At 37.3% G+C, this 15506-nt stretch carries 12 protein-coding genes; 3 read left to right on the plus strand and 9 right to left on the minus strand.

Annotation, left to right across the window (positions count from 1 at the left end):
- Positions 1-22: 22 nt before the first annotated feature.
- The 5 genes from ACHUFV_RS14445 to citZ all read right to left on the minus strand — a co-directional run bounded on the left by ACHUFV_RS14445 (position 23) and on the right by citZ (position 6679).
- On the minus strand, positions 23-1474 hold the full coding sequence (locus ACHUFV_RS14445; protein WP_394235293.1) for an NADP-dependent glyceraldehyde-3-phosphate dehydrogenase: 1452 nt from the start codon (positions 1472-1474) through the stop codon (positions 23-25).
- A gap of 591 nt (positions 1475-2065) precedes the next feature.
- A complete protein-coding gene (gene pdxR, locus ACHUFV_RS14450; RefSeq protein WP_394235295.1) occupies positions 2066-3496 on the minus strand; it encodes a MocR-like pyridoxine biosynthesis transcription factor PdxR in 1431 nt (476 codons plus the stop codon).
- 487 nt (positions 3497-3983) lie between these two features.
- Positions 3984-4640: an adenylate kinase gene (locus ACHUFV_RS14455; protein WP_394235297.1), complete on the minus strand. Its 657-nt coding sequence runs from the start codon at positions 4638-4640 to the stop codon at positions 3984-3986.
- A 241-nt stretch (positions 4641-4881) separates the two neighbouring features.
- Positions 4882-5493: an acetate uptake transporter gene (locus ACHUFV_RS14460; protein WP_394235299.1), complete on the minus strand. Its 612-nt coding sequence runs from the start codon at positions 5491-5493 to the stop codon at positions 4882-4884.
- Between the two features lie 46 nt (positions 5494-5539).
- The gene (gene citZ / locus ACHUFV_RS14465) at positions 5540-6679 is read right to left on the minus strand and encodes a citrate synthase (RefSeq protein WP_394235301.1); all 1140 of its coding nucleotides are present in this window, start codon (positions 6677-6679) and stop codon (positions 5540-5542) included.
- Between the two features lie 234 nt (positions 6680-6913).
- Here citZ and ACHUFV_RS14470 point away from each other — a divergent pair, with 234 nt between their 5' ends.
- The 3 genes from ACHUFV_RS14470 to pflA all read left to right on the plus strand — a co-directional run bounded on the left by ACHUFV_RS14470 (position 6914) and on the right by pflA (position 10845).
- Positions 6914-7567, plus strand: coding sequence for a LytR/AlgR family response regulator transcription factor (locus tag ACHUFV_RS14470; RefSeq protein ID WP_394235302.1), 654 nt, complete (start codon positions 6914-6916; stop codon positions 7565-7567).
- A gap of 231 nt (positions 7568-7798) precedes the next feature.
- Positions 7799-10075 (plus strand): formate C-acetyltransferase, encoded by a 2277-nt coding sequence (pflB, locus tag ACHUFV_RS14475; RefSeq protein WP_394235304.1) that lies wholly within the window; start codon positions 7799-7801, stop codon positions 10073-10075.
- A 26-nt stretch (positions 10076-10101) separates the two neighbouring features.
- A complete protein-coding gene (gene pflA, locus ACHUFV_RS14480; protein ID WP_394235306.1) occupies positions 10102-10845 on the plus strand; it encodes a pyruvate formate-lyase-activating protein in 744 nt (247 codons plus the stop codon).
- 106 nt (positions 10846-10951) lie between these two features.
- On the opposite strand, the gene ACHUFV_RS14485 is transcribed toward pflA, so the two are convergent.
- From ACHUFV_RS14485 to sigI, 4 genes are all read right to left on the minus strand, one after another.
- Entirely contained in the window at positions 10952-11743 is a 792-nt protein-coding gene (locus ACHUFV_RS14485) for a C40 family peptidase (RefSeq protein WP_394235307.1), read from the minus strand.
- 166 nt (positions 11744-11909) lie between these two features.
- The gene (locus tag ACHUFV_RS14490; protein WP_394235309.1) at positions 11910-13274 is read right to left on the minus strand and encodes an amino acid permease; all 1365 of its coding nucleotides are present in this window, start codon (positions 13272-13274) and stop codon (positions 11910-11912) included.
- A 266-nt stretch (positions 13275-13540) separates the two neighbouring features.
- A complete protein-coding gene (locus ACHUFV_RS14495) occupies positions 13541-14662 on the minus strand; it encodes an anti-sigma factor domain-containing protein (RefSeq protein ID WP_394235311.1) in 1122 nt (373 codons plus the stop codon).
- The gene (gene sigI, locus ACHUFV_RS14500; RefSeq protein ID WP_394235313.1) at positions 14659-15402 is read right to left on the minus strand and encodes an RNA polymerase sigma factor SigI; all 744 of its coding nucleotides are present in this window, start codon (positions 15400-15402) and stop codon (positions 14659-14661) included. Before sigI ends, ACHUFV_RS14495 begins: the two co-directional genes overlap by 4 nt.
- Between the last annotated feature and the right edge of the window lie 104 nt (positions 15403-15506).

Below are 15506 nucleotides of genomic sequence, written 5' to 3' on the forward strand. Positions count from 1 at the left end.
GCACCATTGCTTTTTCATTAAACTAGGCTAGGTTTAAAACTGTTACCTTTTCCCTTGTCATTGATTCAAGGCTTTTACGGATTCCCTGCGCTCCCATTCCTGACTTCTTCACACCAATAAACGGGAAGTGATCGGGACCGCGCTCTGTACGTCCGTTGATTTGCACAGAACCTGTGTCGATTTTATTCGCAATCGCAAATGCACGATTGATATCTTTAGTAAAGACGCTTGCCTGTAGACCGAATTCTGATTTGTTTGCTATTTGCACTGCTTCATCGTCCGTTCTAACACGAATAATTGGCAAGACAGGTCCAAATGGCTCTTCCCACGCTACATTCATATTTCCTGTCACATGATCAAGAAGGGTTGGATAAATTAAGTTTCGATCACGTTTATTACCTGTTACAACAGTTGCGCCTTTTTGAACGGCATCGTCAACTAACCCTTGTACAAAGTCGGCTGATGCATCATCAATCAATGGAACAATCGTACTTTCTTGTTCTGGAGAACCAACAGATAAACGCTCTACTTCTGCTTTCAGCAGCGAAACAAGCTCATCCGCTACATTTTCATGAACTAATACCCGCTTAATCGCTGTACAGCGTTGACCAGAGTATGAGAATGCTCCGCTGATAATTTGTGACGCAGTTTCATGTAAATCTGCATCATCGCACACAATGCCAGGATCTTTACCGCCAAGCTCAAGAACAAGCGGGATCATCTTGGCTCTTTCAGCCAAGCGAACACCAGTATTTGTACCGCCCGTAAACGAAATCATGTTAATCCCTTCATGTTCAACTAGATAATCACCAATCACAGAACCACGTCCTGTCACCAAATTGACAAGACCTTTCGGCAATCCAGCTTTATCAAGGGCCTCAATCATTTTCACTCCGCTTATGGAGCCTTGTGTTGCAGGTTTAAAAATAACCGCATTTCCCGCCATTAATGCTGGTGCCACTTTTGCAGCTGCCAAGTTGACTGGATAGTTAAACGGTGCAACTGCTAATACAACACCTAGTGGGACACGTTGAGTGATCGCCAATTTGGATGCCACTCCACCAGGAAAGCTGTCACCCCTCATGCTTTCCCCATGCATATGTAACGCTTCTTCAATTGTATAACGAATGAAATCGGCAGTACGCACCACTTCTTTTTGTGCATCTTTTCGGCCTTTCCCCACTTCTTTCATAATAATTTCGGCCATTTCTTCTTGCATGTTGACTAATTCATCTGCCCATTTATATAAATACGCCGCACGTTGCTGCAGGGAAGCTTCAGCCCATTTCTGTTGTGATTCATGTGCGAAACGAATGGCCTCATCTACTTCTTTTTTCGTAATGGCTTGTACTTTTCCAATGACTTCATGAAGGTAAGGTGATAAAATGTCAATCGTTTGCCCTGATTGACTCTCCTTCCACTCTCCGTTCACATAGTACTTATAAGGTGATACCGTTAATACGTTTTTTGTCATCGAAATTCCTCCTCTAAATGGATACTGACTTAGTCACAAAAAGAATGTAAACGAGGGACAATATTTGTCCCATAAGGACAAATATTGTCCCTATTAGCGCAAAAAAAATAACCTTTCATTTGTGATTTTTATTGTAACAAGGTTATATCTATCTTTCAACAATTTTTTGAATTGCGTGTAAACACTTTTTATTCTTTGTTTTCACAATCCCTTGTTTCATGCTAGATACGAGAACAAAAAAATTTTTTGTTAGACGTACTTTTATTCCAGCAAAATTCTCTCTCGTATCCTTGGTGAAAGGGAAATGGTTTATTTAAAATGAATAGAAAAAGCCGATATTTCCTTTGAACAGGAAATACCGGCTTTTCTCAGCTTTTATTGCTCTATCAAAATATTATTATCATCCATTTTAATGAAGAGGCATATCAAATTCAATTAGTTAGCTTTTTTATTCGTTTTCCATTCAAGTCCACTTGAAATACATCCCATACTAACTATTTGTAAAAGGATGTAAAGAGTATTATGTAACCAATTTGGCATTAGTTGGTACCTCCAAAATATTATATTACTGAAACCTTTATCCTTCAAAATTTATAAGGAATAAAATGCTTCAGAGAACCTTTTTATTCCTTCATTTATGGTTATTTCATCTTCTCTTGCAAAAGTAAACCGAACAAACCCCTTCTTTGATCCTAGCGTTGAACCGGGAACATAAATAACGCCTCTTTTTATAGATTCTTCCAACAGTTTTGTTTCATCAACATTTTTATTAAGCTTACACCATATATGGATTCCTCCCTGAGGAATATCAAACTCAACTTGATTGTTCAAATAAAACCTAAGACTAGTGACAATCTGATCCCTTCGTTTTTCCAACTCTTTTATTAATCTTTTCATATGGGAATGAAAATTTTCCGATTCTAAAAAATCATTGGCAATCCATTGCGTAAAGCTCGCGTGCCCGAAGTCAATTTGTTGTTTCGCATCGGATAAACGTTCTATTACAGGCCTCGGTCCAATAATCCAGCCAATTCTTAATCCAGACGCAACAATCTTAGACAATGAGCTGATATATAATACATTTCCATGGGCATCCATCGACTTAAGTGTGGGAACGGGTTCCCCTGTATAGGAGGTTAAACTATATGGATCATCCTCTACGACAGGTATCCCATACTCAGATGATATTTCCAAAATTTCCTTCCGCTGATGTTCATTAAGTACAGAACCTGTAGGATTTTGATAAGCCGAATTTAAAAATATCATTCTAATTCGATGTTTTTTATACAATGAAAGTATTTCATTTGAATTTATTCCACTCTTACCTACTGATAACAAATATGGTTTAAGTCCGGCAGATTTAAATATGGGTAGATTATAATTATAGGACGGGTCTTCTATTGCAACAGCATCTCCCGGCTTTAACAAGCATTGAACGACTAAATGTAACGCTTGTTGTGCACCTGAAGTAATAAGTATGGAGGAAGGTGATGAATCAATTTTCCTAAATTGCCTAACATGCTTGGTAATGGTATTTCTTAATATTTCATTACCCTGTGGATGGTCATAGCCTAAGCTCCCGATAAAGGATCTAGTCGAAGTAATTTCTCTTAAATATTTCATAGGAAATAGATCCTCTGACAATTCCCCGCTTGCTAGATTAATCAATTTCTGTTCAACTGCTTCTTTTCGTATCCTTTGTGTAACAGGTAAATTAGGCAAAAAAGAACCAGCCTCAATATATCGATTCCAACTCGGAATACGTTTTTTTGTTATTCCCCATATATCCTTATTAATGGTTGTTCCGCTTCCTCTGTTTCTTTGAATAAGTCCATTCGATACTAACTCGTTATATGCTGCAACCACTGTGCTTCGGTTTATTTCCAGTTCCTTTGCTAGGTATCTTTCAGACGGTAATGGTTTATCAGGTGGAAATGTGCCATCAGTTATCCCATTTTCAATATATTCTGCAAGTTGTTTATAGATTGCCTTTTTTGCCCTTCGATCTGGTTTCCAATTCATATTTACAGTCCTTATGATAATATATGCCATGTCTTTTTATCACATAAAGCATGACCTATTTTCATTATGACAATATTAGGTTATTAAATCATCCTATTTGTTGTTTTATGAGAAAAACCTGATGTATACTCCAAGAGAAATTAACCCGAAGAGAATAATGATTACATAAATAATAGTTAAATTTGAGAAATTTCTTTTTGTCGAGCTGCTATAATTATCGTCACCTTTTCCTGCGATTATCAGTGTCGAAACAATAGCTATTATTAAAACAATTATTAACAGAGCATATAGAACCTTCATTTTTCACCTCTATATATACATTGTTTAGGGAAGATTAAGGTGTACTAATCTAGTATAAAGTATATGCATATATAGTTAACCATCCACTTTTTGATTATTTTCACCATCCACTTTGCTCATTCCAATTTCAAGCAAAAAAAAGATAGAATTCAAAAGATTGAATACCTTCTGAATTCTATCTGAATTATTATATTAATGTAGGTACAATAAGGATATCTTCTATTTCTTTAAACACTACGTCAATCTTTTGATTGCCCTCCACATTACGCAACGTCCCTTTTTCTTGATAGAAATCAAGAAGCGGCTGCTGCTGGTCAATATTGACTTTTAATCGTGTGCCGACTGTCTCTTCATTATCATCAGCACGCTGGTAAAGCTCCCCGTTGCATTTATCACATTCCCCATCAACCTTCGTTGGGTTATAGATCATATGGTAGGTTGAACCGCAGTCACGACAAATACGACGGCCGGTTAATCTAGCCATTAGCTCACTTTGGTCAACATTGATATATAATACATGGTTAATGCTTCTTCCCAGATCTGCCAATATTTGTTCAAGCGCCTCAGCTTGAGCAGTTGTTCTCGGGAAACCATCTAGTAGAAAGCCTTTTGAGCAATCATCCTTGCTTAAACGTTCGCGAACAACACCAATTGTCACTTCATCCGGCACGAGTTCACCAGCGTCCATATATTCCTTTGCCCTCTTGCCAAGTTGTGTGCCATCCTTTATGGCTGCACGAAACATATCTCCTGTAGATATATGAGGAATATCATACTTTTTAATTAATTGTTCAGCTTGTGTTCCTTTACCTGCTCCTGGAAGTCCCATCAATAATAAATTCACAGATAATCTCTCCTTTTATTATTTAATTTATGATAGTGGTTAAATGGCCTTTGGTATATACGTACATGGCAATTCAAAAGAATCACTTATTGTACGCATATATCAAAGGCCATTTATTTTACCTGTTAACTGATAGAACCATTTTCAATTTGGTAGAGTGAGCATGGCAGTATCAATTTAATATGATTTAATCATGTAAATTACTAAGATTTTGGAAGCAGAAGAACCGCCCCCTTGCTTATTAAGCACTTTTTCCAAAACGTTCGATTTGTTTCTTTTTGAATGTTCCAATTGGAAGAATGTCTTTTTCAAATAACGGATTTAAAATGCCTGCAGCGGAAGCATACCAGGCAGCAAATGCTGTTGCTAATCCAAAGTATCCTGCCATTGGACCGGAAATGATTCTAAACTCTGTTAAATCTAATAAGATAAAGGTAATAAATAATAATGTAAAAACAAGATTTAATGCTGGATTAATTCGGAAAGTTCCAATCCACATATAGAAAGTGAAGATTGTCCAAGCAACTAAAAATATCCCTAAAGCAATATTCATGTCTTCACCGAAGTGTAATACACCTGTTAATTCAAAATAAATCATAGAAGATAAGGAAATCCAGAAAGCACCGTAGGAAGTAAATGCAGTCGCACCAAATGTATTATCCTTTTTAAATTCCCACATTCCTGCCAACAGCTGCGCCAAACCTCCATAGAATAATCCTAATGTTAAAAATACATCTCCAACAGAGGCTGGAAGAAAACCTGCATTTTTACAGCTTAAAACAAAGGTTGTTAAGGCAAAAGCCGCTAGTCCTAATGGACCTGGATCTGCAATCGAAATCTTTTTTTCACTCATCGTTTTCTACCCCTTACAATAAATTTAACTTGCTAACAAAATGATCTTAGGCAATAACATCCATTGATTCATCACGTTCTTGAACAGGTATATAGGTTTGATTTTTAAGCCCTACATATTCTGCACGAGGACGAATTAAACGGTTGTTCTCGTACTGTTCAAGAATATGGGCAATCCAGCCGGAAACACGGCTGATCGCAAAAATTGGTGTAAATAAATCATGCTGAATTCCTAAGCTGTGATATACAGATGCTGAATAGAAGTCGACATTTGGAAGCAGCCCTTTTTCCTTTGTGACAATCTTCTCGATAGCAAGTGACATATAATACCACTTTTCTTCACCTGTAACCTTAGTTAATTGTTTTGACATTTCCCTTAAATGTTTGGCACGCGGGTCTCCGGTTTTATAGACACGATGACCAAAGCCCATTATTTTTTCTTTATTTTCAAAGGCGGTATGTAAGTATGTGTCAACCTGTGTAATGTCACTAATTTCAGCCAGCATTTTCATCACACGCTCATTTGCCCCGCCATGAAGAGGTCCTTTTAACGCACCAAGTGCAGCTGTAACACCTGAGTACATATCTGATAAAGTGGCAACACAAACACGGGCGGTAAAGGTAGATGCGTTTAATTCATGATCAGCGTGAAGAATAAGCGCTTTGTTAAAGGCCTTCTCAGAGATTTCATCAGGAATTTCACCATTCATCATATATAAAAAGTTGGCTGCAAAACTTAAATTTTCTTTTGGCATAAGCGGCTGCTTGCCTTCACTGATTCGAGAAAAAGCCGCCACAATCGAAGCTAATTTCCCTTGTAGGCGCAGCGCCTTACGATAATTAGCCTCTTCTGTCATTTGATTTGCTTCTTTATCGTATACGGCAAGTGCCGAAACGCAGTTCATTAAGATTGACATTGGATGGGTGTTTTCTCGAGAAAGTTTTTCAATTATATCTAGCACTTCATTTGGTAGGTAAGCGTTTTCAATTAATTCACGTTTAAATTCAGCCAGCTGCTGAGAGGTAGGAAGTTTATTAAACCAAAGAAGATAGATTACTTCTTCAAATTCTGCATAATCTGTAAGATCATCAACATTGTAGCCTCTATAGGTTAGGACATCATCAATAATGGAGCTCACAGAAGATGTGGTTGCCACGACTCCCTCTAAACCCTTTGCTTTTACCATATAACCCCTACTTTCATTTTCATTTTTCTTAACTTGCTGTTACTCAATTCATTAAGAAAAAACCTGATATACAATACATGCCTTACTTGTTTTTGATTATATAACACGTATTTTAATTTGTCTGAAAATTTGGATAAAACGTTTTATTTCTTGATGAAAGGAATTATATGGATATGAAAGTGGGATTACGTTATAATTTAATTAATATTACAAAAAGGGAGAAAATTCTGCAAAATGAGTGATATAAATATTTATAAATTCATTAAAGATTGGGTTCCACCAGAAGCCTCTATTGCCTTTGCAGATAAGAATCAGTATCTAGATTATCAGTCCGGCATTCATGACATCCGAATTCGTCCTGGACAACCAATTCCATCAGGCAGCATTTCTGAACGCGTTTTTAAACAAAAAAGTCGAATCGAATCACTGGTAAACGAATCCGTATTTGGCATCCCCTATTACGGAATTGGCTATCCTATAGAAGAAGAAAATGGATTTATAGGTGCATTGACAGTCATACTTCCACCCTTGTATGCATTAAACAATAAACAGCCATCCTATTCTTTTATCACTGGAAAACAGGGTGAAATATGGAATCCCATTCCTATTGATCAAATCGCTTATATTGAAAGTAATCAAAAGAAAACTTGGTTTTATACGAAGGACGGACAGTACAGTACCATTCAAACATTGAGAGTTCTCGAACAAAGGCTACCAAGCTCATTCCTTCGTATTCATCGATCCTACATCGTAAATATCTCATTTATACAACAGCTGTTTCGTGATGTTTCCTCTAATTTAATTATGAAACTAAAAATCCCTAACAGTCCTGAGCTGACCGTTAGTCAAACGTATGTCACAACGGTACGGCGAATTCTTGAGTTTTGATGAAAAGATAGAATGACTATACATCCATATTGTCTAAACATACATTTAGCTGCTGCTCTTCATCACAGAGTTTGCAGCTTTTTTATTTTTTCAAGCAGTCAGGTAAACAATGCTTTTACTATTAATTATTTCCTTCTTAGGATTTTCACTAAAGGTAATAATAGTAAATATGATTAGATATTATTTAAAACGTTTCATAGTAAGAATACAATTAATATGAGGTGTTTATAGATGGAACAATGGAATGATTTTAGAAATGGTGTCTGGCAGAGAGAAGTGAATGTCCGTGATTTTATTATCGCTAACTTTACAGAGTATCTAGGCGATGATTCCTTCTTAGAAGGTCCAACAGATGCAACTAAAACACTTTGGAATCAAGTAATGGATCTGTCTAAACAAGAACGTGAAAATGGCGGTGTTCTTGATATGGACACAGATGTGGTTTCCTCTATTACCTCTCATGGTCCGGGCTATTTAAATAAGGAGTTAGAAAAAGTTGTCGGTGTCCAAACAGATAAGCCTTTTAAACGTTCATTCCAGCCATACGGCGGGATTCGGATGGCCTTGCAGGCATGTGAAACCTACGGCTATACGCCTAATAAAGAGTTAGAGAAAATTTTTACTGACTATCGAAAAACCCATAATCAAGGTGTATTTGATGCTTACACTGATGAAATGAAGCTCGCTCGAAAAACAGGGATTATTACCGGCTTGCCTGATGCATACGGACGCGGACGAATCATCGGTGACTATCGAAGGGTTGCACTTTATGGCATTGATTTTCTTATTGCAGAAAAGAAAAGGGATTTTTCCAATACAAGTAATGTCATGAGCGAGTATACGATACGGCTGCGAGAAGAGCTATCTGAGCAAATCCGAGCCTTACAGGAAATAAAACAGCTCGGTGAAATATATGGTTTTGATATTTCAAAGCCAGCTTCTAATGCGACAGAAGCGTTCCAATGGTTATATATCGCCTATCTGGCTGCGATTAAAGAACAAAACGGCGCTGCTATGAGCTTAGGTCGGACATCTACATTCCTTGATATTTATATTGAAAGAGATCTGAAAAACGGAACCCTAACAGAAAAAGACGCACAGGAATTAGTTGACCATTTTGTTATGAAGCTCCGATTAGTGAAATTTGCCCGTACACCTGATTATAATGACCTATTTAGCGGTGATCCGACATGGGTAACAGAATCAATTGGAGGAATGTCTTTGGATGGACGTTCACTTGTAACGAAAAGCTCCTTTCGCTTCCTATATACATTAGAAAATCTTGGTCCTGCACCAGAGCCTAATTTAACAGTACTTTGGTCAAAAAAACTGCCAGAGGGCTTTAAACTATTTTGTGCGAAAATGTCGATTCAATCCAGTGCGATTCAGTATGAAAATGACGATATCATGCTTCCATATTATGGAGACGATTACGGAATTGCCTGCTGTGTCTCAGCTATGCGAATCGGAAAGCAAATGCAATTCTTTGGAGCACGGGCAAACCTTGCCAAAACCTTGTTATATGCTATTAACGGGGGCGTTGATGAAAAATTAAAAATCCAAGCTGCTCCTAAATTTGCACCGATTACGGATGAATATTTAGAGTATGATACCGTATTGGAACGATTGGAGCAAATGATGGAATGGCTGGCAGGTCTTTATATTAATACACTTAATGTGATTCACTATATGCATGATAAATACAGCTATGAGCGTAGTGAAATGGCACTGCATGATACGGAAATTGTCCGAACAATGGCAGCAGGAATTGCCGGTTTAAGTGTAGCGGTTGATTCTCTAAGTGCCGTCAAGTTTGCGAAGGTAAAGGTGTTTCGTGATGAAAACGGCGTGGCTATTGATTTTGAAACAGAGGGTGACTTCCCTAAATATGGCAATAATGATGACCGAGTGGACAGTATCGCTGTAATGCTAGTGCACAAATTCATGAATATGCTTCGCAAGCATCCAACATACCGAAATTCAATCCATACACAATCAATCCTAACCATTACTTCGAATGTTGTGTATGGTAAGAAAACAGGAAATACACCTGATGGCCGCAGGGCCGGTGAGCCATTTGCTCCTGGTGCAAATCCAATGCACGGACGCGATACGAAAGGAGCCCTTGCTTCCTTATCCTCGGTAGCAAAAATATCCTATGAAGACTCATTGGATGGTATCTCCAATACCTTCTCCATTGTTCCAAAAGCATTGGGCAAGGATGAAGAGTCACGCAATCGTAATCTTGTTTCCATTCTTGATGGATATGTCATGAAGAAAGGACATCATTTAAATATAAATGTATTTAACCGAGAAACGCTGCTAGATGCTATGGAGCATCCTGAAAACTATCCACAGCTGACAATCCGTGTTTCTGGCTATGCAGTTAACTTTATTAAATTAACAAAAGAGCAGCAATTAGATGTGATTAATCGTACCTTCCATGAGAGTTTGTCTGATATTGGTCCACAGCCGACCGAAAATTATGAGGTTTCTCCAACACATTAATCATTTAATGGGAGGTAGGCAAGCAAATGAACGGTAATATTCATTCAATTGAGACATTCGGTACCGTTGACGGTCCTGGTATCAGATATGTAATTTTTACCCAAGGCTGTCTTCTGCGCTGCCAATTCTGCCATAATGCAGATACTTGGGAGATCGGAACTGGAAAAGAAATGTCTGTGGAAAATATTATGCAGGATATCACCTCCTATCTCCCGTTTATTGAAGCTTCCGGCGGTGGGATAACGGTCAGCGGAGGTGAACCTTTGTTGCAGCTTCCTTTTCTAATTGAATTGTTTAAGGCATGCAAGCAAAAAGATATCCACACTGCCATTGATTCGTCAGGAGGCTGTTACTCCACATCCCAGACATTTCAGGATCAATTACAGGAAGTGATAAAGTATACCGATTTAGTTTTATTGGATTTAAAGCATATAAATAGACAAAAGCATATAAAGTTAACCGGAATGGCAAATGACCACATTATTCAATTTGCTCGTTTTCTCTCTGACCATCAGGTTCCCGTTTGGATCCGCCATGTTTTAGTTCCAACTGTTACAGATGATGATAAGGACCTTCACGAGCTTGGTGAGTTTATCGGAACATTAAAAAACGTTAAAAAGGTTGAAATATTACCCTATCATAAACTTGGTGTGTATAAATGGGAGGCACTCGGCCTAGAGTACCCGCTCAAGCATATTAACCCACCGAGTGATGAAGAAGTCGAAAAAGCCTATCAAATCCTTACAAAAGAGGTCATTTTTATGAAGTGAACTAGCATACGAAAAAGCTTGGGATTTCTCCCAAGCTTTTGTCTTATTATATTTATCTTATTAAATTTAAAGGAGAAGATAGTAAATTGCAGACGAATGAACATAGTTATAACTTTACTCTTTTAGCCCCTAAATAACGTTCCTTCCAATAGGAATTATTCAAATCTGTAATGGTTACACCCATAGATGATCCTGCATGTATAAATTTGTTGTCACCAATATAAATGCCGGCATGTGATGGCTCAGCCTTGTAGGTCGTAAAGAATACAATGTCTCCCTTTTTTGGTGATGAAACAGGCGTGGCAGCAGTCCAAATTGCCTCAACTGTTCGAGGGAGAGAGACTCCTTGCTTATTGAACACGAAGTTCAAGTAACCAGAGCAGTCAAAACCAGCAGGTGTCGTTCCACCCCATAAATATGGAACACCAATATATTTCTTTGCTTCGGTGATTAATCCATCAACATTAAATGTATTTTCGACTATTGGTGCAGGAGCAGGGGACGGGGCAGTTGTCCCTTCAGACGTTATTTTAAGTACTTGTCCAACATAAATGGTATCACTCGTTAAGTTGTTAAGAGACTTCAATTGTGTAGATGTAAGACTGTTTGCTTTGGCAATGGAATATAAAGTATCACCAGGTTTAACTGTATACGTACCTTGAGTAGAATGTGTATGTGGAGCAATCAATGTAAGATTTTGACCAACATAGATTGTATTCGATGTGAGGTTATTCCAATTCATTAACTCTTGAACTGAAATTTTATTAGTTAAAGCAATTTTATAAAGTGTATCACCAGCTTGGACTTTATAATTTAATTCATGTGCAGATGCTTGTCCTGAATAAGCAGATAATAAGATCCCAATCGAAGCAGCTACCGTGAATAGTTGTTTTTTCAATCAATCATCTCCTTAGGGTTTTCTAGGAAGTATGTGAAGCACCTTACAAATTGAATTGTAACTTGTGAAATGATAAAAATATACAACCAAAATATTGGAAGTGTCAGGCACCACAAAAAGACAAAAGCTAGCTTTTGTCTTTTTGTGGTGCCTGACACCCTATTAATTAGGCTACAGAAGTAGCATGTTTTGCTTTCTTTTCTTTTTGTACTACAAAGGAAAGAATGATTAATACGGTTAAGACGGAAATGCATACGATTGAACCAACAATATTTTGTGGATTAAAGATAAAGGCGATAAAAATGCCTGTTAAAGCGGTAGCGGCAAATATGGTTGTATACGGGAACCATTTTACTTGAAATGCCGGAAGTTCAGCATATTGTTTACGAAGCTTTAATTGGGCTAAACAAATACTGATCCAGATGGAAATGACGGTAAAGCCTGGTATAGTCATTAGGTAACTAATAACCTGATCTGGAGTTAAATAAGCTAAAAATACTCCAACTAATATGAAAGAGGTCGTTAAAATAATTCCATTTAACGGAATTCCCTTTTTTGAAATAAATGAAAATGCCTTTGGTGCTTCTCCACTTTGTGCCATTGTAAATAACGTTCTAGAAGTAGCATAGATACCTGAGTTTGCAGCTGATAAAACAGCTGTTAACAAAACGAAATTCATTACATGCGCTGCACCAGGAATACCTGATAAACTGAACACTTGAACAAACGGACTTTCTGAACTACTCACTTCGTTCCAAGGGATAATCCCACAGATAATCAGAATAGGCAATACGTAGAATAGAATAACCCTTATAACAGTTCCTTTAATAATTTTCGGAATGACCTTCTCGCTATCCTTTGTTTCAGTTACTGCAACACCAATTAATTCTGCACCGCCATATGAAAACATGACGACTAGAAATGCACTAAGCATCCCGCTCATTCCATTTGGGAAGAAACCGCCGTGTGCAGTGTAATTTGAAACGGATGCAGTAGTTGTGTTTGGAAAAACGTTTAATAATATCAATGCCCCTAAGATAATAAAAGCAATTAACGTAATGATTTTAATACTAGCAAACCAAAATTCCATTTCTCCATAATGTTTTACTTGGAATAAATTAATCCCAACAATAACGGCTGCACAAAGTACGCTTAAGAGCCATAGCGGAATCGACGGGAACCAAAACTGCAAAAAGCTTCCTGCCGCTAATAATTCAACAATCGTTACAATTAACCAGTTAATCCAATATAACCATCCAACAATAAAGGACGGTTGAAATCCAAAGGCCTTATGAATTAGGTTCTGTACATTAAAGTTAGGGTAAACCGTTGCCATCTCCCCTAAAGCTGCCATCACGATGAACAGCAATAGTCCTCCGATTAGATAGGCTACGACTACACTTGGACCGGCCATATTTAACGTATCGGAGCTTCCTTTAAAAATTCCTGTACCAATCATCCCTGCTAAAGCAATAAACTGAACATGCCTCGGCAGCAAGCCCCTTTGTAGATGTTGCTGATTTTCACTCATACTGTTCACACCCTACTTTTTATATAGTCGTTTTTCGTTATACTCTGTATAGTAAAAATATCTTTTTTGATTAAACGCTTCTTAGCTTTTAGGCTTTTTAGCTTTTGTGCGTTAAAGTAAGTTACTATACTAATATATCATATTATGAAGAAGTGTCAAATTAATAATTTCATAAATTAAAAACTACTATACCACTTTGAAGCACTTTTCATTTATTACTTTGTTTATCAAAAAAACCGCTAATTCATTCAAATTAGCGGTTTTTATTAGCTTTTAGAGGAATCCTTTTGCTTATCCTGATTGCTGTTTTGACCATTGTTATTATTGCCGTTATTACCGTTATTTCCATTGTTGCCTTTATTTCCATTATTCTTCTGCTGATTATTATCAGCATTGATTTCTGTTTGTTCTGTTTTCTTTCCTATCCCAGGAGGCTGAGCATTGCCTTGACCTTTTTCTTTCTCATTCACTGCAGGCTGGTCAAGATTGTTTTCCTTTTTAGCTTGTCCTGGAGGCAATTTAGAACTACTTTCCTTAGCGGGTTGCACTTCTCCATTCTTTTGTGAAGCAGCTGGATGCTCCGCTAGATTTGGAGAAACACCCTCTACTTGCTGCTCTTCTTCTTTTGAAGATTCAACTACTGGAGGTTGTTCTACTTTTGGCACTTCCTCTTTTATCGGCTGTGCTGTCTGATCTTGCTTTGTCTTTGTCTGTTTCTTATTCACTTTCATTAATTCGTCTTTATATTCCCCAACTGTCATTCCCTTTTCCTGTGCATACTCTCGCTCTTTCGTCGTTCCTTCCACAACTGTAAGCTCAAGATGTTCCCTTTGAATGACTTTTTTTACATTTGTCCATTTTTCTATCCATTGTGGGTCATCTACCTCAATCGTTTCCGCTTTATAAACGGTTCCGACAACAATCTCATGGTTTTTTTTCAAAAATCCCTGACTTTTTATTTCATTCAAAATATTATCTGTTACTTCATCAATCTCCTTCTTTTTCCACCCTCTAAGCTGGTTAACGATCTTTTTTCCATCATCATTATATGGAATTAATTCAACCACCTGATAATGCTTATTCAAGCCTAATTCAATGCTAGGATTGATATCAATAGACATATAAGCATATACCTGATTATTTTGATAAAACGGAATGACGGAAACCAATAATAGGAGGCATACGAATGAGGCAGCCAGTGCCTTCCCTTTAAAAGTATGAATATAAGAAAAAAACGTATTCCGTTTCACCTGTACATCCGAAATATAGTCAATTTCCTGACCTATTTGATAATCACCACCAAGCTTACGGGCACGCAAAAATTCACCTTCTGGGGTTAGAATGGTTACAAAACGTTCATTTATTTCCATGACGAGTCCTTTTTTCACGTTTCCACAACCCCTTTAATATAATCCTTTAAATAGACAAAGTCACAAATCAAAATGAGTGAAATAGCAATAATATATTTACGGTTTCTCTCTATTGTTTTTCTGCTTACGGATACCATGCTTTCAAGCTGTTTGATCGGAAGCTGCTTTTTTGTTAGCAGACTATTAGAAAGCTCTTCATTTTCAGCAACTATTTTTGCGACCAGTATCGCACTTTTCCTTGCATCAGCATGTTTTGGAGACTGTTCTAATAAATCCTGAAATGAAAGTTTATATTGCTGCAGCATACCCGTAAATAGAAGAATTTCCTCTTTCCTTAATTGCTCATCCATTTTACTGTTATATTCTTTAATCGACAGCTCGGCATCAATGGAGGAGGTTTCTGAATCATCCTCATGATAACCTCCCAAGTCTAAACTAAGCTCGTTATATTTAGCTTGTGATCGGATGTAGTCTATCACTCTACGTTTCATAATTACTTCTGCAAAGCTAATTAATGAGCTACCCTTATCAGCTGAATACTTTTCAATCGCTTCATGAAATGCAATAAGACCAATACTAAATTCATCGTCTGATTCATGAATGTATCTTTTACAAACTGAAGAAACTGTTTTTGCAATAAATGGTTTATAAGCCTCAATCAGTTCATTCTGTATGGTTAAATCACCCTGTTGAATAAGATGAATTTTTTCTTCCAGTGTTAGTTTTCTTTTTCGTGACATCAACAATAAACCCAGCATAGCCTCACCTCAAATCAGAAAACCATTATAGCATACAAAGAAGACCTCTATCAGTGAGTTTTTTTCATTTTAAGAAAAGGCCCCTTTCGTAGGAGCCTTTTTTC

Origin of the sequence: Niallia oryzisoli (genome assembly GCF_043641075.1) — a bacterium.
Taxonomy (GTDB): domain Bacteria; phylum Bacillota; class Bacilli; order Bacillales; family Cytobacillaceae; genus Bacillus_BD; species Bacillus_BD oryzisoli_A.

Excerpts from the sequence above, each read along its gene's own strand:
- ACHUFV_RS14445 (WP_394235293.1), bottom strand. The coding sequence starts at position 1,474 with ATGACAAAAAACGTATTAACGGTATCACCTTATAAGTACTATGTGAAC.
- pdxR (WP_394235295.1), bottom strand. The coding sequence starts at position 3,496 with ATGAATTGGAAACCAGATCGAAGGGCAAAAAAGGCAATCTATAAACAA.
- ACHUFV_RS14460 (WP_394235299.1), bottom strand. The coding sequence starts at position 5,493 with ATGAGTGAAAAAAAGATTTCGATTGCAGATCCAGGTCCATTAGGACTA.
- citZ (WP_394235301.1), bottom strand. The coding sequence starts at position 6,679 with ATGGTAAAAGCAAAGGGTTTAGAGGGAGTCGTGGCAACCACATCTTCT.
- ACHUFV_RS14470 (WP_394235302.1), top strand. The coding sequence starts at position 6,914 with ATGAGTGATATAAATATTTATAAATTCATTAAAGATTGGGTTCCACCA.
- pflB (WP_394235304.1), top strand. The coding sequence starts at position 7,799 with ATGGAACAATGGAATGATTTTAGAAATGGTGTCTGGCAGAGAGAAGTG.
- pflA (WP_394235306.1), top strand. The coding sequence starts at position 10,102 with ATGAACGGTAATATTCATTCAATTGAGACATTCGGTACCGTTGACGGT.
- ACHUFV_RS14490 (WP_394235309.1), bottom strand. The coding sequence starts at position 13,274 with ATGAGTGAAAATCAGCAACATCTACAAAGGGGCTTGCTGCCGAGGCAT.
- sigI (WP_394235313.1), bottom strand. The coding sequence starts at position 15,402 with ATGCTGGGTTTATTGTTGATGTCACGAAAAAGAAAACTAACACTGGAA.